Raw genomic sequence first — 19,566 nt, 5'->3', positions numbered from 1 at the left:
ATCGGAGGGTGATATGGCAATGACTTACCACCTGGACGTCGTCAGCGCAGAGCAACAAATGTTCTCTGGTCTGGTCGAGAAAATCCAGGTAACGGGTAGCGAAGGTGAACTGGGAATTTACCCAGGCCACGCGCCGCTGCTCACCGCCATTAAGCCTGGTATGATTCGCATCGTGAAACAGCACGGTCACGAAGAGTTTATCTATCTGTCTGGCGGCATTCTTGAAGTGCAGCCTGGCAACGTGACCGTTCTGGCCGACACCGCAATTCGCGGCCAGGATCTCGACGAAGCGCGAGCCATGGAAGCGAAACGTAAGGCTGAAGAGCACATTAGCAGCTCTCACGGCGACGTAGATTACGCTCAGGCGTCTGCGGAACTGGCCAAAGCGATCGCGCAGCTGCGCGTTATCGAGTTGACCAAAAAAGCGATGTAACACCGGCTTGAAAAGCACAAAAGCCAGTCTGGAAACAGGCTGGCTTTTTTTTCGCGCGCCGCAGCGAGATTGGTTCTGCTATATCCTGCGCATTTTTATATCCCGCAATTAAACTCATTTTTATAAATCCGCAAAATCCTTAGCTGGTTTTCCTGTTTATTCATTGATCGAAATAAGAGCAAAAACATCAGCCTGACGCTTAAATAAAGGTGGTGTCTTACTTTTATGAAGACAAAAGGCGTGACGATGGTCGAAAATGGCTCTTTTGCTAGCGGGGATAATCCGTTATTGAACAATTTATCCTCTGTCCATTTCACGATGAAAAAAATGTAGTTTTTTCAAGGTGAAGCAGTTTAAATTCGTTCTAAAATTACAGTCAGGACGCGTATGTTGAATAATGCTATGAGCGTAGTGATCCTTGCCGCAGGCAAAGGCACGCGCATGTATTCCGATCTTCCGAAAGTGCTGCATACCCTTGCCGGGAAAGCGATGGTTCAGCATGTCATTGATGCTGCGAATGAATTAGGTGCAGCGCACGTTCACCTGGTGTACGGTCACGGTGGCGATCTGCTTAAACAGGCGCTGAAAGATGACAACCTGAACTGGGTGCTTCAGGCAGAACAGCTGGGTACGGGTCATGCAATGCAGCAGGCCGCACCTTTCTTTGCCGATGATGAAGACATTTTAATGCTCTACGGCGACGTGCCGCTGATCTCTGTCGAAACACTTCAGCGCCTGCGTGATGCTAAACCGCAGGGTGGCATTGGTCTGCTGACGGTGAAACTGGATGACCCAACCGGTTATGGTCGTATCACCCGCGAAAACGGCAAAGTTACTGGCATTGTTGAGCATAAAGATGCCACCGATGAGCAGCGTCAGATTCAGGAAATCAACACCGGCATTCTGATCGCTAACGGCGCAGATATGAAACGCTGGCTGGCGAAGCTGACCAACAATAATGCTCAGGGCGAATACTACATCACCGACATTATTGCGCTGGCGTATCAGGAAGGACGTGAAATCGTTGCTGTTCATCCACAACGTTTAAGCGAAGTTGAAGGCGTGAATAACCGCCTGCAACTCTCTCGTCTGGAGCGCGTTTACCAGTCCGAACAGGCCGAAAAACTGTTGTTAGCCGGCGTTATGTTGCGCGATCCGGCCCGTTTTGATCTGCGCGGTACGCTAACTCATGGGCGCGATGTTGAAATTGATACTAACGTTATCATCGAGGGCAACGTGACTCTCGGTAATCGCGTGAAAATCGGCACCGGTTGCGTGATTAAAAATAGCGTGATTGGCGATGATTGCGAAATAAGCCCGTATACCGTGGTGGAAGATGCTAATCTGGCAGCAGCCTGTACCATCGGTCCGTTTGCCCGCCTGCGCCCCGGAGCTGAGTTGCTGGAAGGCGCACACGTCGGTAACTTCGTTGAGATGAAAAAAACGCGTCTGGGTAAAGGCTCGAAAGCTGGCCATCTGACTTACCTGGGCGATGCAGAAATCGGCGATAACGTTAACATCGGTGCGGGAACCATTACCTGCAACTATGATGGTGCGAATAAATTTAAGACCATTATCGGCGATGATGTCTTTGTCGGTTCCGACACTCAGCTGGTGGCCCCGGTAACAGTAGGCAAAGGCGCGACCATTGCTGCGGGTACAACTGTGACGCGTAATGTCGGCGAAAACGCCCTGGCGATCAGCCGTGTGCCGCAGACTCAAAAAGAAGGCTGGCATCGTCCGGTAAAGAAAAAGTAATTCTGGCTGGGTAAATCCGGCCTCCTGGGATGAGGAGATAACATAATCTCCCTCCCACAAGCAGTAACTATAAAAATAACCCCACTCTCTACAAGGCTCGGGGCGCCCGAAAAAACGGGCATACAGGTTGACCGACAACGATATAAACCGGAATCAAAAACTATGTGTGGAATTGTTGGCGCGATCGCGCAACGTGATGTAGCAGAAATCCTTCTTGAAGGTTTACGTCGTCTGGAATACCGCGGTTATGACTCTGCTGGTCTGGCGGTTGTTGATGCAGAAGGTCATATGACCCGTCTGCGTCGTCTCGGTAAAGTACAGATGCTGGCTCAGGCAGCGGAAGAACATCCTCTGCATGGCGGTACGGGTATTGCTCATACTCGCTGGGCGACGCACGGCGAACCTTCAGAAGTGAATGCGCATCCGCATGTTTCTGAACACATTGTGGTGGTGCATAACGGCATCATCGAAAACCATGAACCGCTGCGTGAAGAGTTAAAATCGCGTGGTTATACCTTCGTTTCTGAAACCGACACCGAAGTGATTGCGCACCTGGTGAACTGGGAACTGAAACAGGGCGGCACTCTACGTGAAGCTGTTCTGCGCGCTATTCCGCAGCTGCGTGGCGCTTATGGCACGGTAATTATGGATACCCGTCACCCGGATACCCTGTTGGCGGCACGTTCTGGTAGTCCACTGGTGATTGGCCTCGGTATGGGCGAAAACTTTATCGCTTCTGACCAGCTGGCGCTGCTGCCGGTGACCCGTCGCTTTATCTTCCTCGAAGAGGGCGATATCGCTGAAGTAACTCGCCGTTCGGTAACCATCTTCGATAAATCAGGCGCGGAAGTGAAACGTCAGGATATCGAATCCAATCTGCAATATGACGCGGGCGATAAAGGTATTTACCGTCACTACATGCAGAAAGAGATCTACGAACAGCCTAACGCGATCAAAAACACCCTTACCGGGCGCATCAGCCACGGTCAGATAGATTTGAGCGAGCTGGGACCGAACGCCGACGAACTGTTGTCGAAGGTTGAGCATATTCAGATCCTCGCCTGCGGTACTTCTTACAACTCCGGTATGGTTTCCCGTTACTGGTTTGAATCGCTGGCTGGTATTCCGTGCGACGTCGAAATCGCTTCTGAATTCCGCTATCGCAAATCTGCCGTGCGTCGTAACAGCCTGATGATCACCTTGTCACAGTCTGGAGAAACCGCAGATACCCTGGCTGGCCTGCGTCTGTCGAAAGAGCTGGGTTACCTTGGTTCGCTGGCAATCTGTAACGTTCCGGGGTCTTCTCTGGTGCGTGAATCCGATCTGGCGCTGATGACCAACGCAGGTACGGAAATTGGCGTGGCCTCCACCAAAGCCTTCACCACCCAGTTAACCGTGCTGCTGATGCTGGTGGCGAAACTGTCTCGCCTGAAAGGTCTGGATGCCTCCATTGAACATGATATCGTGCATGGTCTGCAGGCGCTGCCGAACCGTATTGAGCAGATGCTGTCTCAGGACAAACGCATTGAAGCCCTGGCAGAAGATTTCTCTGATAAACATCACGCGCTGTTCCTGGGACGTGGCGATCAGTACCCAATCGCGCTGGAAGGCGCATTGAAGCTGAAAGAAATCTCTTACATTCACGCTGAAGCCTACGCTGCGGGCGAACTGAAACACGGTCCGCTGGCGCTGATTGACGCCGATATGCCGGTTATCGTCGTCGCGCCGAACAACGAGTTGTTGGAAAAACTGAAATCCAACATTGAAGAAGTTCGTGCGCGTGGCGGTCAACTGTACGTCTTCGCCGATCAGGATGCTGGTTTTGTAGGTAGCGATAACATGCACATCATCGAGATGCCGCATGTGGAAGAGGTGATTGCACCGATCTTCTACACCGTTCCGCTGCAGTTACTGGCTTATCACGTCGCGCTGATCAAAGGCACCGACGTTGACCAGCCGCGTAACCTGGCAAAATCGGTAACGGTTGAGTAATATTTTTCATTTGCTGAACGAAGGGCTGCCTTTTGGCGGCCCTTTTACTTACCAGCATTAATAATCTAACCTCATTCCAGATAATTAACTTCAGCTATTATTTGGGGCACCGTTGAACACTTGTTTTAACCGTAGTAGTAATTAAATACTTCGAATCATTGACAAACAATTGCCATAATTGACGTACTTTGTAATGAATAGCACGTTTTGTTCATTCAAGAATCGCTTGTAAAATAATCATCAATATGTAATTTGATTTAACTATGTAACAATGTGTGATAATAAATTATCACTGCAAATGTATAGTCTTTCCACAAATATAGGTAAAAAATATAACTTGGAAGTATGATTTACTAAAAAATAAGACTGTTTATACGCAAACTCATAGCCATGGTTTATGTAAATATGAAAAAATTGTCTGACATTCTGATATGTGATATAATTACAAAATCACATCGCCATAAAAATAATATTTATATCCATTTATTATTCACTCTTCTTTTAAGCAATCACATAACGATATAAATTTAGTTTTGCTTAACACCTAATTTAATTTATCTAAATGTATAAAATAAAAACCACTTGCGCCAAAGTATATTGGTAGTACTATTTGGCTTCTGATCAAATACCGATCGGGTTTATCCAAATTTAATAAATGGATAACACACAGGAATAATATCAAATTAATGGAGTTATATTTATGAAACCAAATATGATTGTAGGAGCATTAGCGTTAACTTCTGTGTTTATGGCAGGTCACCTACAAGCGGCTGATGGAACAGTCCATTTCCGTGGTGAAATTATTGACAGTACTTGCGAAGTCACACCTGAAACTAAAGATCAGGTCGTTGACTTAGGCAAAGTAAACCGTACAGCCTTTAGTGGCGTCGATGATGTGGCTGCCCCGACGGCTTTTTCTATCGATCTGACTCAATGCCCGGAAACCTTTAAGTCCGCCGCAATTCGTTTCGATGGTAATGAAGATGCTCATGGTAATGGCAACCTGGCAATCGGTACCCCGCTTGATAACTCTAACGATGCTGCCGCTGGTATTAGCCCGAGTGATAACAGTGGGGATTATACTGGTGCGGGTGCCGTTAGTGCAGCGAAAGGCGTAGCTATTCGTTTATATAACCGTGCAGATAACACACAGGTCAAGTTATATGAAAATTCTGCATCAACTCCGATTTCTAATGGTAATGCATCCATGAAGTTTATGGCTCGTTATATTGCCACGGAAACGACTATTGACCCTGGTACAGCTAACGCCGACTCGCAGTTTACAGTTGAATATATAAAATAAATCATTCTTAACATAATACCTTAAATAAAATGGCGCTCGCCATTATGGTTCTCTTTTACTAAAAAGAAGGGCGTCATTATTATATCTTTATGAGATACATTTATGCCTATGTATTTACTTAGATTATTTTTTGCTGTCACATTGATTACCCAGACGTCGATGGCTATGGCTGGTATTGTTGTTGGGGGAACTCGCGTTATTTTTTATGGTGACAAACCTGATACCACAATCTCTATTTTTAATAAAGAAACGAACCTTCCTTATCTATTGCAGACATGGGTTGATCCATTTAATAAAGAGGATAAAAGCAAACCGCCATTTTCAGTGATACCTCCCGTTTCTCGCATTGAACCACAGCAAGAGAAAATATTACGCATTTTAAAAACGGCTGGCGAGTTACCAAAAGATCGGGAGTCCGTATTCTGGTTGAACGTGAAAAACATCCCTCCTTCAATTGATAAAAAAAATACCAATGTTCTTGAGATAGCCATAAAAACAAGAATTAAGTTATTCTGGCGACCAGCCGCGGTAAAGATAATCCCTGAGCAGGCTATTAAAAATGTTAAATGGTCGCGGCAGGGTAATAATCTCATCGTCGAAAATCCAAATCCGATCCATATTAATGTAATGAGTGTGACGGTGGACGATAAAGACGTGTCGCTAAATATGATCCGCCCTTTTGAAACATTGACATTACCAATTCCGGCTGGCGTGGCAGGAAAATCGCTCGTTTGGCGCTTTATTAATGATTACGGTGCAATTAGTCAACCACTAAAGAAAAACCTTTAAGCGCCGGATAAGGATATATCGATGGCCTCTTCGCATCTTTTCATTACGCTTGCATCGGGCATATGTCTGCTCTGTTCCATATCTGCTTTTGCCCGGGATAGCTTGTTCAACCCCAGATTACTGGAACTGGATCATCCTGCGGATAATATTGATATTCACCAGTTCAACCGTTCGAATACCTTACCTGCGGGAACATACAAAGTTGATGTGATGATCAACGGCATGCTCTTCGAACGCCAGGAAGTTAAATTCGTCCAGGATAACCCTGATGCTGAACTCCACCCATGCTACGTGGCGATAAAAAACGTGCTGGCGACCTATGGTATAAAAGTTGATGCGATAAAATCTCTGGCGAATGTTGATGACAAAACATGCGTAAATCCAGTTCCGCTGATCGACGGGGCTACCTGGTTACTGGACGCCAGTAAGCTGGCATTGAATATTACTATTCCGCAAATTTATCTCAACAATGCAGTTAATGGTTATATCAGCCCTTCCCGTTGGGATCAGGGGATCAATGCCATGATGATGAATTATGATTTTTCGGCATCGCATACCATCCGGTCAAATTATGACGACGACGATGACAGTTATTATCTGAATTTGCGTAATGGTATTAATTTAGGCGCATGGCGTTTTCGTAATTACAGCACCCTGAATTCTTATGACGGTAATGTGGACTACCATTCCGTCAGTAATTACATTCAGCGCGACATCATGGCATTACGTAGCCAGATTATGATTGGCGATACCTGGACGGCAAGCGATGTATTTGATAGTACACAGGTGCGTGGCGTGCGGCTGTATACCGATGACGATATGTTGCCCTCCAGCCAGAACGGCTTTGCGCCAGTGGTACATGGAATTGCGAAAACTAACGCCACGGTGATCATCAAACAAAACGGCTACGTTATTTATCAATCAGCCGTACCACAGGGCGCATTTGCCCTCACCGACTTAAACACGACCAGTAGCGGCGGCGATCTCGATGTCACTATCAAAGAAGAAGATGGCAGCGAGCAGCACTTTATTCAGCCATTTACTTCACTGGCCATTCTCAAGCGTGAAGGTCAGACCGATGTAGACCTTAGCATTGGAGAAGTGCGCGACGAAAGCGGCTTTACGCCTGAGGTCTTGCAGTTACAAGCAATGCACGGTTTCCCTTTGGGAATAACTTTGTATGGCGGAACACAATTGGCAAATGATTACGCTTCTGCCGCGCTGGGTATTGGTAAAGATATGGGGGCGCTGGGCGCGATTTCTTTTGACGTGACTCATGCCCGCTCGCAGTTTGACTACGGCGATAATGAGAGTGGTCAATCGTATCGTTTTCTCTATTCCAAACGTTTTGAAGACACCAATACCACCTTTCGTCTGGTGGGTTATCGCTACTCTACGGAGGGGTTCTACACCCTCAATGAATGGGTGTCGCGACAGGATAATGATTCTGATTTCTGGGTAACGGGCAACCGTCGCAGCCGCTTCGAAGGCACCTGGACGCAATCTTTCACGCCAGGCTGGGGCAATATTTATTTAACATTCAGTCGACAGGAATACTGGCAGACCGATGAGGTCGAGCGTTTATTACAGTTCGGCTATAACAACAACTGGCGAAACATCTCCTGGAACGTTTCCTGGAACTATACGGACTCGATCAAGCGCTCATCGAGCAACCATCATGATGATAACAATGATAATTTCGGCAAAGAACAGATTTTCATGTTCTCAATGTCGATACCGCTATCGGGCTGGATGGAAGACAGCTACGTCAACTATTCGTTAACACAAAACAACCACCATGAAAGCACGATGCAGGTCGGTCTGAACGGAACGATGCTGGAAGGGCGTAACCTGTCTTATAACGTACAGGAATCGTGGATGCACTCTCCTGATGACTCCTACAGCGGCAATGCCGGAATGACCTATGACGGGACTTATGGCTCGGTCAATGGTAGCTATTCCTGGAGCCGTGACTCCCAACATTTTGATTATGGCGCCAGAGGCGGCGTGCTGGTGCATAGTGACGGAGTGACCTTCTCGCAGGAACTGGGCGAAACGGTGGCATTGGTCAAAGCGCCGGGCGCAGAAGGCCTGTCCATTGAAAACGCTACCGGGATTTCTACCGACTGGCGTGGTTATACCGTAAAAACGCAGCTTAGCCCGTATGACGAAAACCGCGTGGCATTGAACAGCGACTATTTCTCCAAAGCCAATATTGAACTGGAAAACACCGTCATCAACCTGGTACCAACGCGCGGTGCGGTGGTGAAAGCCGAATTTGTCACCCATGTCGGTTATCGCGTGCTATTTAACGTCCGCCAGGTCAACGGTAAACCAATAATGTTTGGCGCGATGGCAACCGCCTCTCTCGAAACGGGCACAGTCACCGGGATTGTCGGTGATAACGGCGAACTGTATCTCTCCGGGATGCCTGAAAAAGGCGAGTTTTTATTGAGTTGGGGACAAGCTGCGGATGAAAAATGTAAGGCGGCCTATCACATCACCCATAAACCTGATGATACCAGCCTGGTTCAAATGGATGCGATTTGTCGCTAAAGGAAGCATGAATGAAAAAAATATTATCAGGGTTGATTCTGCTGCTTTGCTGTCCTTATGGTTTCGCCGCTAATGGTGATGGCGTTTGTTTTAATAGTGATGGCGCAACGCACATGTCAAATTTATCATTTGGTCCGCTCACGGTGGCTGCGGCGAATAACCACTCCGGATACAATATTTTCGAGGCACTGAGCAACACGACTGGAACATACCCGGTGCGCTGTCACTGTGATGACACGCATGGCGGACCGGGCCAACAAACAGCATTTTTTCCTATCTTCTACACGGGGGATGCCGCACCGGGGCTTGTGCTTGAGCGCACTCTTAATGGGTTAAATTACTATGCTCTGAATGATTATTTATCGGTCGGCGTGACGATTTTTATTATTAATAACCAATATGCGGCCATTCCTTTTGAACACTTATCCAACCAATCCACCTCACCGCAACATACCTGTGGAGCAGGTAAAAATGGGAGCACTGTAAATCTGGATTCAGGGCGCTCGGCAAAATTATCTTTCTATGTTCGGCATTCTATTACTGGCACGGTGACAATACCCACAACGGAAGTCGCCTGGTTGTACGCGGGCATGTCCGATCATTTTCCCAAAACGACCCCCGTTTCTAAAGTGACAATTCGCGGACAACTAACGGCCCCGCAGAACTGTGAGTTAACGCCAAATCAGAGCATCGATGTCGATTTTCAAAAAATTAATAGCGCTGAGTTCTCCTCAACGGCGGGTTCAATTATTGCCGAAAGAAAGATCAAAACCGAAGTGACTGTATCCTGTACCGGGATGGAAGACGTAAGGTCCACGGAGGTGGTGAGTGCGTCGATGATTGCGGCAAACAGAAGTGCCGATGCCACGATGATCGTGACGAGTAATCCGGATGTGGGAATTAAGATTTTTGATAAGAACGACCGTCCAGTGAATGTGGATGGGGGCAACTTACCCGCTGATATGGGTGCTATTAGTCGATTAGGAAAAACCGATGGTAGCGTAACGTTTTATTCAGCGCCCGCCAGTCTGACGGGAGCAAAACCAGCGCCTGATAATGGATTTACCGCTACAGCCACGCTGGTTATTGAATTTACTAACTAATCTTGTGTTAGTAAAAGGAATAATTTCATGAAAAAATGGCATTATATATTTTGCATAATTCTCTTTCATTTAGGGTTGCCGTGCGGGTATGCGGCAAATGATGGCACTTGTGCAACAAGAGGCGGCACACATACGTTAAGCCTTAATTTTCCTTTGACAACGGTCAGTGCAGCAAATAATGTGCCTGGAAAAACATTAATAGATATTGCTAATGCAACATCTTCTGAAAATTATAGCGTTCTGTGTAACTGTGATTCAAAACATAGCAATGGCGCTTATCACGAAATATATTATACCGCAGACCCTGCTCCCGGTATGGTTTATAGCACCACCGCAAGTGGTCTTGCTTTTTACTATCTTAACGAATATGTCGATGTGGGAACAAAAATATCTGTGCTAAATGCGGGGTATACGGCAGTTCCTTTTGAACATGTTTCCAACCAGGCAACTACAACAGATCACACTTGTCAGGGAAACAAAACTACAGCGGTTGGCGTGAGCCTGAAAACCGGAGCAGATGCGAAGATTTCATTTCGTATTAAACGTTCAATAAATGGAACGGTAGTAATGCCTATCACCGATATTGCATTGCTGTATGCCAACATATCCAGCACCACGACCCGTGGTGAGGCGATTGCAAAAGTTCGAATTTCAGGCAGTTTGACCGCACCACAGTCTTGTCAGATAAATGCAGGACAGGTGATTTATTTTGATTTTGATACTATTCCTGCGTCCGAATTTTCATCTACTGCCGGGCAAGCCATTACTTCACGAAAAATCACTAAAACAGTGAGTATTGAGTGTACGGGGATGGGGGATGAGCGTACGCAGAAAGTCGATGCTTCTTTTACAGGGACGAATCGAAGCAGTGACGATACGATGGTTGCGACAGACAATGCCGATGTCGGGATCAAAATTTACAATAAATCGAATGCTGAAGTTAGCGTCAACAACGGAAAGTTACCCGCAGACATGGGCAACACGACCATTTTTGGTCGTAAAAATGGTTCGGTAACTTTTTCGGCAGCACCTGCCAGCTTTACCGGTGCCCGGCCTCAGCCCGGCGTTTTTAACGCTACCGCGACCTTAACCATTGAATTTGTAAACTAACCTTTTGCGGCTGTTTTATGACAGCCGTTCATATTTCCTCTCCTTTCATGAAAAAATGCTGATATTTTTCCCCTTCAATATCAATAAGTAATAACTTTCCTTTGGGTGTCATCAAACTGTCACATTCCTTACATATAACTGTCACCTGTTTGTCCTATTTTGCTTCTCGTAGCCAACAAACAATGCTTTATGAATCCTCCCAGGAGACATTATGAAAGTTATGCGTACCACCGTCGCAACTGTTGTCGCCGCGACCTTATCGATGAGTGCTTTCTCTGTGTTTGCAGAAGCAAGCCTGACAGGCGCAGGTGCAACCTTCCCTGCGCCGGTGTATGCCAAATGGGCTGACACTTACCAGAAAGAAACCGGTAATAAAGTTAACTACCAGGGTATCGGTTCTTCCGGTGGCGTAAAACAGATTATTGCCAATACCGTTGATTTTGGTGCCTCTGACGCGCCGCTGTCTGATGAAAAACTGGCTCAGGAAGGTCTGTTCCAGTTCCCGACCGTGATTGGTGGCGTGGTGCTGGCGGTTAACATTCCAGGTCTGAAGTCTGGTGAGCTGGTGCTGGATGGTAAAACCCTCGGCGACATCTACCTGGGCAAAATCAAGAAGTGGGATGATGAAGCCATCGCCAAATTGAATCCGGGTCTGAAACTGCCGTCACAGAACATCGCTGTAGTACGCCGCGCAGATGGCTCCGGGACTTCCTTCGTCTTCACCAGCTACCTGGCGAAAGTGAACGAAGAGTGGAAAAACAACGTTGGTACTGGCTCTACCGTAAAATGGCCGATCGGTCTGGGCGGTAAAGGTAACGACGGTATCGCCGCGTTCGTTCAGCGTCTGCCGGGTGCAATTGGTTACGTTGAATATGCTTACGCGAAGCAAAACAACCTGGCGTACACCAAACTGATCTCCGCTGATGGTAAACCTGTTTTGCCGACTGAAGAAAACTTCGCTAATGCAGCAAAAGGTGCAGACTGGAGCAAAACCTTCGCTCAGGATCTGACCAACCAGAAAGGCGAAGATGCATGGCCTATTACCTCTACCACGTTCATTCTGGTTCACAAAGATCAGAAGAAACCAGAGCAGGGTGTAGAAGTCCTCAAGTTCTTCGACTGGGCGTACAAAACCGGGGCTAAACAGGCAAATGACCTGGATTACGCCAGCCTGCCGGATAGCGTAGTGGAACAGGTTCGCGCTGCGTGGAAGACCAATATTAAAGACAGTAGCGGTAAGCCGCTGTACTAATAAAATTCCAGGCCGGATAAGGCATTAACGGCTTATCCGGCATTACAAAATGACTTTGTAAACGCGTTTAACTGAAGAGTAACTTATGGCTGCAACCAAGCCTGCTTTTAACCCACCGGGTAAAAAGGGCGACATAATTTTCAGCGTGCTGGTAAAACTGGCGGCGCTGATTGTGCTATTGATGTTGGGTGGCATTATTGTCTCTCTGATCATCTCCTCATGGCCGAGCATTCAGAAATTTGGTCTGGCTTTCCTGTGGACCAAAGAGTGGGATGCACCGAATGATATCTACGGGGCGCTGGTGCCAATCTACGGTACGCTGGTGACTTCGTTTATCGCGCTGCTGATCGCCGTCCCGGTGAGTTTCGGTATCGCCCTGTTCCTGACTGAGCTTGCTCCTGGTTGGCTGAAGCGCCCGCTGGGTATCGCCATTGAACTGCTGGCAGCTATTCCAAGTATCGTTTATGGCATGTGGGGCTTGTTTATCTTCGCGCCGCTGTTTGCCGTCTACTTCCAGGAGCCGGTCGGCAATATCATGTCGAATATCCCGATTGTTGGCGCGCTGTTCTCCGGCCCGGCCTTTGGTATCGGTATCCTCGCGGCAGGCGTGATCCTCGCCATCATGATTATTCCGTACATTGCGGCGGTAATGCGTGATGTATTCGAACAAACCCCGGTGATGATGAAAGAGTCGGCCTACGGTATCGGCTGCACCACCTGGGAAGTTATCTGGCGTATCGTTCTTCCGTTCACCAAAAATGGTGTTATCGGCGGCATCATGCTGGGGCTGGGGCGTGCGCTCGGTGAAACCATGGCGGTGACCTTTATTATCGGTAACACCTACCAGCTCGATAGCGCCTCGCTGTACATGCCGGGCAACAGTATCACCTCTGCGCTGGCCAACGAATTTGCCGAAGCGGAATCCGGTCTGCACGTTGCCGCACTGATGGAACTGGGCCTGATCCTGTTTGTGATTACCTTCATCGTCCTCGCCGCATCGAAGTTTATGATTATGCGCCTGGCTAAGAATGAGGGGGCACGCTAATGGCTATGGTTGAAATGCAAACCACTGCGGCACTGGCTGAATCCCGCCGCAAAATGCAGGCGCGTCGCCGCCTCAAAAACCGTATTGCACTTACGCTCTCAATGGCGACGATGGCCTTCGGTCTGTTCTGGCTGATCTGGATTTTAATGTCCACCATCACCCGCGGTATCGACGGTATGTCGCTGGCGCTGTTCACCGAAATGACGCCGCCGCCAAATACGGAAGGCGGTGGTCTGGCGAACGCCCTGGCGGGTAGCGGCCTGTTAATTTTGTGGGCCACGGTATTCGGTACGCCGCTGGGCATTATGGCGGGGATTTATCTGGCGGAATATGGTCGTAAATCCTGGCTGGCAGAAGTGATTCGCTTCATTAACGACATTTTGCTTTCCGCACCGTCGATTGTGGTTGGTCTGTTTGTTTACACCATCGTGGTGGCGCAGATGGAGCACTTCTCCGGTTGGGCGGGCGTGATTGCGCTGGCGCTGTTGCAGGTACCGATTGTTATCCGCACCACCGAGAACATGCTGAAACTGGTGCCGGACAGCCTGCGTGAAGCGGCTTATGCACTGGGTACGCCGAAGTGGAAGATGATCTCCGCGATTACGCTGAAAGCGTCGGTGTCCGGGATCATGACCGGTATCCTGCTGGCGATTGCCCGTATTGCCGGTGAAACCGCGCCGCTGCTGTTTACCGCGCTCTCCAACCAGTTCTGGAGCACGGACATGATGCAGCCGATCGCCAACCTGCCGGTGACGATCTTTAAGTTTGCGATGAGCCCATTTGCAGAATGGCAGCAACTGGCCTGGGCTGGGGTGTTGATTATTACCCTGTGCGTCCTGCTGCTGAACATTCTGGCGCGCGTTGTTTTTGCGAAGAATAAACACGGTTGATATTGCTTATACGGTTTTCCCCTCTCCCCAGAGGGGCGAGGGGACCGATCGAGCGCCTTTTTGACTCTGTACACGGTTAACACTTTGCCGGATGCGGCGTGAATGCCTGATCCGGCCTACGGTAAGCCTGATTAGCGAAGTGCATCAGGCACGATGAGGAAAAGATTGCAATGAGTATGGTTGAAACTGCCCCGAGTAAAATTCAGGTTCGTAATTTGAACTTCTACTACGGCAAATTCCATGCCCTGAAAAACATCAACCTGGATATCGCTAAAAACCAGGTAACGGCGTTTATCGGGCCGTCCGGCTGCGGTAAATCGACGCTGCTGCGTACCTTCAACAAAATGTTTGAACTGTACCCGGAGCAGCGCGCAGAAGGTGAAATTCTGCTCGATGGCGACAACATCCTGACCAACACTCAGGATATCGCCCTGCTGCGTGCGAAAGTGGGCATGGTGTTCCAGAAGCCTACGCCGTTCCCGATGTCCATTTACGACAACATCGCCTTTGGTGTCCGTCTGTTTGAGAAGCTCTCCCGTGCCGACATGGACGAGCGCGTACAGTGGGCATTGACCAAAGCCGCATTGTGGAACGAAACCAAAGATAAATTGCACCAGAGCGGTTACTCTCTCTCTGGTGGTCAGCAACAACGTCTGTGCATTGCGCGTGGTATCGCAATTCGTCCGGAAGTGCTGCTGCTCGACGAACCGTGTTCGGCGCTCGACCCTATCTCTACCGGGCGTATTGAAGAGTTGATCACCGAACTGAAGCAGGATTACACCGTGGTGATCGTAACCCACAACATGCAGCAGGCTGCGCGTTGTTCCGACCACACGGCGTTTATGTACCTGGGCGAATTGATTGAGTTCAGCAACACGGACGATCTGTTCACCAAGCCAGCGAAGAAACAAACAGAAGACTACATCACCGGTCGTTACGGTTGATTAAGGAGTGCGTTATGGACAGTCTCAATCTTAATAAACATATTTCCGGCCAGTTCAACGCCGAACTGGAAAGTATCCGCACGCAGGTGATGACCATGGGCGGCATGGTGGAGCAGCAGCTAACTGATGCCATCACGGCGATGCACAACCAGGACAGCGATCTGGCGAAGCGGGTGATCGAAGGCGACAAGAACGTCAACATGATGGAAGTGGCGATCGATGAAGCCTGCGTGCGCATTATCGCCAAACGTCAGCCGACGGCGAGCGATCTGCGTCTGGTGATGGTGATCAGCAAAACCATTGCCGAACTGGAGCGTATTGGCGACGTGGCGGACAAAATCTGTCGTACTGCGCTGGAAAAATTCTCCCAGCAGCATCAGCCGTTGCTGGTGAGCCTGGAGTCGCTGGGCCGTCATACCATCCAGATGCTGCACGACGTGCTGGACGCATTCGCGCGTATGGATATTGACGAAGCGGTGCGAATTTATCGGGAAGATAAAAAAGTCGATCAGGAGTACGAAGGCATTGTACGCCAACTGATGACTTACATGATGGAAGATTCGCGCACCATTCCAAGCGTACTTACCGCGCTGTTCTGTGCGCGTTCTATCGAACGTATAGGCGACCGCTGCCAGAATATCTGCGAATACATCTTCTACTACGTGAAGGGGCAAGATTTCCGTCACGTCGGCGGTGATGAGCTGGATAAGTTACTGGCGGGGAAAGATCCGAAAGAGTAACGCTAAGCGTGCACTGCACCAGGCACTCTGCCCGGTAAAACTTACCGGGCAGAGTAGCATTACGAAAAATCGCCCCACAGTCTCAGCTTGCCGCAGTGGAGACAGCGGAACAGATACCCCTGACAATCACCGCCGTTTTGTAAACATTTAGCTAGATCAGAATTTTTAATACCGAAATTTTCACAATCTTCTTCAAGATTGGCAAATTCATCGAGGCGATCTTTTATCTCATTCCAGCCCACATAGCCGATAAAAGCACAGAAATCGCCACAATGTGCGAGCCAGAATGCCTGCTGCCATCCATGATAACCTGGCGTGCGTTCAACCAATTCTTTCAGCATATCGTCAGGATATGTGTTCTTAACACCGGCAAATTCGCCCTCTTCATCATACTCAAATTCAACGCCTTCGATGTCTGTGTCATCCTGAAAACTACCTGCAAACTTTTCTGCCGCAGAACCGTCCGCAATGCACCATGGACAGAGATATTCAACTTCATCAACACAATAAAAAGGACCAGAGTAATAAACTGACGTCGGTTGTTCACAGCAATCGCACTCTACGGTTTTATCCTGCTTAAATGCGCCTGTTTCCAGTGGTTTTGGATGATATTTGAATAGGGGTAACGGCCTGATATTTTGAGTCATAGAAACATCCTGTCTGCTTTTGAGTAGATTAAAGATAAAGCATCCCGCTTAGCGTAAAGAGTCTGCTTCAGGACATTAAATACCTAATCCTGGTAGACGCGTGATGCATTACCCGACGTTGAACTGACATATCAAACTCCCTTTGCTTACCTTTGAGCGCCTTGCCGGGTGGAGTAAGTGAAGGGAGTTTGAAGCGTTATTCCGTAATATCCCAGCCTCGAGCCTTCCAGAGTGCAGGTAACTGCGCCAACTCGGTAAAGGTGGTGACTTTCGGATGAACGATCGGTTTATTGTGCGGATCAGCGCAGAAGTAGAACACTTCCATACCCGCATCGATTCCTGACTGCGCACCAGCGCTGGAATCATCGACCAGAATGCAGTTTTCAACGTTTACATTCATCGCTTTTGCCGCATGGAACATTAACGCCGGGTCGGGCTTCCAGCGTTGGATGTCATAGCCACTGAACAACTTTTCCGGGAAATAGTGCAGCATATTGAGCTTACCAAGCGAATGCTGCATCTTGCTGACCGGACCGTTAGAGACGACGCACATCGGCACTTTCATGCTTTCCAGCAAAGCATTTGCTCCTGCAATCACCTCAAGTTCGCTATCAAACAGGCGCGCCACTTCCGCACGGTAAACGTGTTCGGCATCGGCACGGACCATTTCTACGCCCTGTTCTTTGCTAATGATGTCGATGATTTCGTAGAGTTTTACGCCTTTAAAGCGGGTAAAAATTTCTTCAAGGTCAACGTTAATGCCAAATTCCCTGAACATCGTGACATAGGCACGAGAACAAATGACCTCGCTGTCGACCAGCGTACCGTCGCAGTCGAAAAATACTGCTTCTATCTGGGACATGTCTTTCCTTTATCGTTAGTTTAACGTTTTCGTCAGGCATATTCGCATGACGCAATCGTTGCCGTATAAGCAAATACAATGAAAAAAAGTTATCTTCAGCCGTCCATATTGTCTCATTTTGGTATACGATAGCGACGTATTTTCCCTCCTTGTTCGGAAATAGATAATGAGTCAACAACACACAACCCAGGCTTCTGGTCAGGGGATGCTGGAACGCGTGTTTAAACTGCGCGAACATGGCACGACGGCACGGACCGAAGTGATCGCCGGTTTTACCACCTTCCTGACGATGGTTTACATCGTTTTTGTTAACCCGCAAATTCTTGGCGTTGCTGGCATGGACACCAGCGCCGTCTTCGTAACCACCTGTCTGATTGCTGCATTCGGCAGTATTCTGATGGGGCTGTTTGCTAATCTTCCAGTTGCGCTGGCACCAGCTATGGGCCTGAACGCATTCTTCGCTTTTGTCGTTGTACAGGCGATGGGCTTACCGTGGCAGGTCGGGATGGGCGCAATCTTTTGGGGCGCAATTGGTCTGCTGTTACTGACAATCTTCCGCGTTCGCTACTGGATGATTGCCAACATTCCGGTGAGCCTGCGTGTGGGGATCACCAGCGGTATCGGCCTGTTTATTGGCATGATGGGGCTGAAAAACGCAGGTGTGATTGTCGCTAATCCGGAAACGCTGGTGAGCATCGGTAATCTGACTTCTCACAGTGTGCTGCTGGGTATCCTCGGCTTCTTCATCATCGCCATTCTGGCTTCGCGCAACATTCACGCAGCGGTGCTGGTTTCCATTGTGGTGACAACGCTGTTGGGCTGGATGTTGGGTGATGTGCACTACAATGGCATTGTCTCCGCGCCGCCGAGCGTGATGACCGTGGTGGGGCATGTGGATTTAGCTGGGTCGTTTAACCTCGGACTGGCAGGGGTGATTTTCTCCTTCATGCTGGTCAACCTGTTTGACTCCTCCGGTACGCTAATTGGCGTGACCGATAAAGCAGGTTTGGCAGATGAAAAGGGTAAATTCCCGCGCATGAAGCAGGCGCTGTATGTCGACAGTATCTCTTCTGTTACCGGGTCGTTTATCGGTACCTCTTCCGTTACTGCGTACATTGAATCTTCTTCCGGCGTTTCTGTTGGCGGGCGTACTGGTCTGACGGCAGTGGTTGTTGGCCTGCTGTTCCTGCTGGTTATTTTCCTGTCGCCGCTGGCGGGGATGGTGCCGGGCTACGCCGCGGCTGGCGCGCTGATTTACGTTGGCGTACTGATGACCTCAAGTCTTGCGCGCGTGAAATGGCAGGATCTTACCGAATCCGTTCCGGCGTTTATTACCGCCGTGATGATGCCGTTTAGCTTCTCGATTACCGAAGGTATTGCGCTGGGCTTTATCTCCTACTGCGTAATGAAAATTGGCACAGGCCGTCTGCGCGACCTTAGCCCGTGCGTGGTTATCGTGGCGCTGCTGTTTATTCTGAAGATTGTCTTTATCGACGCTCACTAAAATCGATAGCGCGTTAAAAACCCGCCATGCATGATTGCTGGCGGGTTTTTTATTTAGATCTTAACTCTCTGAATAAACTCGCCAAATGCGGTCAACTGCCCGGTCAGGTGGTCCAGCGTTCCCTGATCAATCACTTCTCCAGTCTGTGGATCGACTTTGTTCTGAATCACGCCGCCCATAAACTCCGGTTTGTTCATTACCATTGCATCCAGGAAGACCAGAATCTGACGCAGATGATACTGACAGCGTGCGCCGCCAATTACGCCCATTGAGCTGGTCTGAATCAACACCGGTTTACCGGCCAATGGCTGATCAGGCAGGCGGGAAAGCCAGTCGATGGCATTTTTCAGTCCACCCGGCACCGAGTAGTTATATTCCGGCGTCACGATCACCACACCATCCGCCTGACGAATCTGTTCCGCCAGAGCTTCAACCGTTGCTGGAAAACCGTCTTCCTGCTGTACGTCTGCGTCATATAAGGGAATGTCAGCAATGGATGGTAACGCGTTAACTTCCATACCCGCTGGGGCAATTTTTGGCAGAGTACGTGCAACCATGCCATTAAATGAGCCTTTGCGCAGGCTTCCCAATAACGTAACCACCTTCAATTTTTCAGACATGATGACTCCTGTGGTTGT

Annotated in this window: 17 protein-coding genes; 14 read left to right on the top strand and 3 right to left on the bottom strand. The window is 48.8% G+C overall.

Features of this window, described 5'->3' with window-relative positions; translation table 11 throughout:
• Positions 1-13 precede the first annotated feature (13 nt).
• The 13 genes from D9742_RS01655 (at position 14) to phoU (ending at position 15,915) form a co-directional block, all read left to right on the top strand.
• Positions 14-433: a F0F1 ATP synthase subunit epsilon gene (locus tag D9742_RS01655; protein ID WP_001251965.1), complete on the top strand. Its 420-nt coding sequence runs from the start codon at positions 14-16 to the stop codon at positions 431-433.
• A 387-nt stretch (positions 434-820) separates the two neighbouring features.
• Entirely contained in the window at positions 821-2,191 is a 1,371-nt protein-coding gene (glmU, locus tag D9742_RS01650; RefSeq protein ID WP_130235776.1) for a bifunctional UDP-N-acetylglucosamine diphosphorylase/glucosamine-1-phosphate N-acetyltransferase GlmU, read from the top strand.
• Positions 2,192-2,353: 162 nt separating this feature from the next.
• Positions 2,354-4,183: a glutamine--fructose-6-phosphate transaminase (isomerizing) gene (gene glmS / locus D9742_RS01645; protein WP_130235775.1), complete on the top strand. Its 1,830-nt coding sequence runs from the start codon at positions 2,354-2,356 to the stop codon at positions 4,181-4,183.
• A 700-nt stretch (positions 4,184-4,883) separates the two neighbouring features.
• Positions 4,884-5,486: a long polar fimbria major subunit LpfA2 gene (gene lpfA2, locus D9742_RS01640; protein WP_000804045.1), complete on the top strand. Its 603-nt coding sequence runs from the start codon at positions 4,884-4,886 to the stop codon at positions 5,484-5,486.
• Positions 5,487-5,594: 108 nt separating this feature from the next.
• Positions 5,595-6,275 (top strand): fimbrial chaperone, encoded by a 681-nt coding sequence (locus D9742_RS01635; RefSeq protein ID WP_240780501.1) that lies wholly within the window; start codon positions 5,595-5,597, stop codon positions 6,273-6,275.
• 21 nt (positions 6,276-6,296) lie between these two features.
• Positions 6,297-8,831 carry a fimbria/pilus outer membrane usher protein gene (locus D9742_RS01630; RefSeq protein ID WP_000168517.1) on the top strand — a complete coding sequence of 845 codons (2,535 nt, stop codon included), beginning with the start codon at positions 6,297-6,299 and terminating at the stop codon, positions 8,829-8,831.
• Between the two features lie 11 nt (positions 8,832-8,842).
• Positions 8,843-9,934 carry a fimbrial protein gene (locus tag D9742_RS01625; RefSeq protein ID WP_000722805.1) on the top strand — a complete coding sequence of 364 codons (1,092 nt, stop codon included), beginning with the start codon at positions 8,843-8,845 and terminating at the stop codon, positions 9,932-9,934.
• A 27-nt stretch (positions 9,935-9,961) separates the two neighbouring features.
• The gene (locus D9742_RS01620) at positions 9,962-11,044 is read left to right on the top strand and encodes a fimbrial protein (protein WP_130235773.1); all 1,083 of its coding nucleotides are present in this window, start codon (positions 9,962-9,964) and stop codon (positions 11,042-11,044) included.
• A gap of 211 nt (positions 11,045-11,255) precedes the next feature.
• Positions 11,256-12,296 (top strand): phosphate ABC transporter substrate-binding protein PstS, encoded by a 1,041-nt coding sequence (pstS, locus tag D9742_RS01615; RefSeq protein WP_053901344.1) that lies wholly within the window; start codon positions 11,256-11,258, stop codon positions 12,294-12,296.
• 85 nt (positions 12,297-12,381) lie between these two features.
• Positions 12,382-13,341, top strand: a complete 960-nt coding sequence (gene pstC, locus D9742_RS01610) for a phosphate ABC transporter permease PstC (RefSeq protein WP_000741620.1) — start codon at positions 12,382-12,384, stop codon at positions 13,339-13,341.
• The gene (gene pstA, locus D9742_RS01605) at positions 13,341-14,231 is read left to right on the top strand and encodes a phosphate ABC transporter permease PstA (protein WP_001251991.1); all 891 of its coding nucleotides are present in this window, start codon (positions 13,341-13,343) and stop codon (positions 14,229-14,231) included. The genes pstC and pstA overlap by 1 nt, the downstream gene beginning before the upstream one ends.
• 170 nt (positions 14,232-14,401) lie before the next feature.
• The gene (gene pstB, locus D9742_RS01600) at positions 14,402-15,175 is read left to right on the top strand and encodes a phosphate ABC transporter ATP-binding protein PstB (RefSeq protein ID WP_000063126.1); all 774 of its coding nucleotides are present in this window, start codon (positions 14,402-14,404) and stop codon (positions 15,173-15,175) included.
• 14 nt (positions 15,176-15,189) lie between these two features.
• Positions 15,190-15,915, top strand: a complete 726-nt coding sequence (gene phoU, locus D9742_RS01595; RefSeq protein ID WP_059228751.1) for a phosphate signaling complex protein PhoU — start codon at positions 15,190-15,192, stop codon at positions 15,913-15,915.
• 59 nt (positions 15,916-15,974) lie between these two features.
• Here the strand turns inward: phoU and cbrC are convergent, their stop codons facing one another.
• Together cbrC and yieH are read right to left on the bottom strand one after the other, a co-directional pair.
• Entirely contained in the window at positions 15,975-16,562 is a 588-nt protein-coding gene (cbrC, locus tag D9742_RS01590; protein WP_130235772.1) for a PF03691 family colicin E2 tolerance protein CbrC, read from the bottom strand.
• A gap of 196 nt (positions 16,563-16,758) precedes the next feature.
• Entirely contained in the window at positions 16,759-17,424 is a 666-nt protein-coding gene (yieH, locus tag D9742_RS01585) for a 6-phosphogluconate phosphatase (RefSeq protein ID WP_130235771.1), read from the bottom strand.
• Positions 17,425-17,590: 166 nt separating this feature from the next.
• Here yieH and adeP point away from each other — a divergent pair, with 166 nt between their 5' ends.
• A complete protein-coding gene (gene adeP, locus D9742_RS01580; protein WP_010377951.1) occupies positions 17,591-18,928 on the top strand; it encodes an adenine permease AdeP in 1,338 nt (445 codons plus the stop codon).
• A gap of 53 nt (positions 18,929-18,981) precedes the next feature.
• On the opposite strand, the gene yieF is transcribed toward adeP, so the two are convergent.
• Positions 18,982-19,548 carry a class I chromate reductase YieF gene (yieF, locus tag D9742_RS01575; protein ID WP_130235770.1) on the bottom strand — a complete coding sequence of 189 codons (567 nt, stop codon included), beginning with the start codon at positions 19,546-19,548 and terminating at the stop codon, positions 18,982-18,984.
• Between the last annotated feature and the right edge of the window lie 18 nt (positions 19,549-19,566).

This window comes from Escherichia sp. E1V33 (genome assembly GCF_004211955.1).
Lineage (GTDB): Bacteria > Pseudomonadota > Gammaproteobacteria > Enterobacterales > Enterobacteriaceae > Escherichia.
Note: the sequence above shows the minus strand (reverse complement) of the source record. Positions and strands in the feature narration are given on the sequence as shown.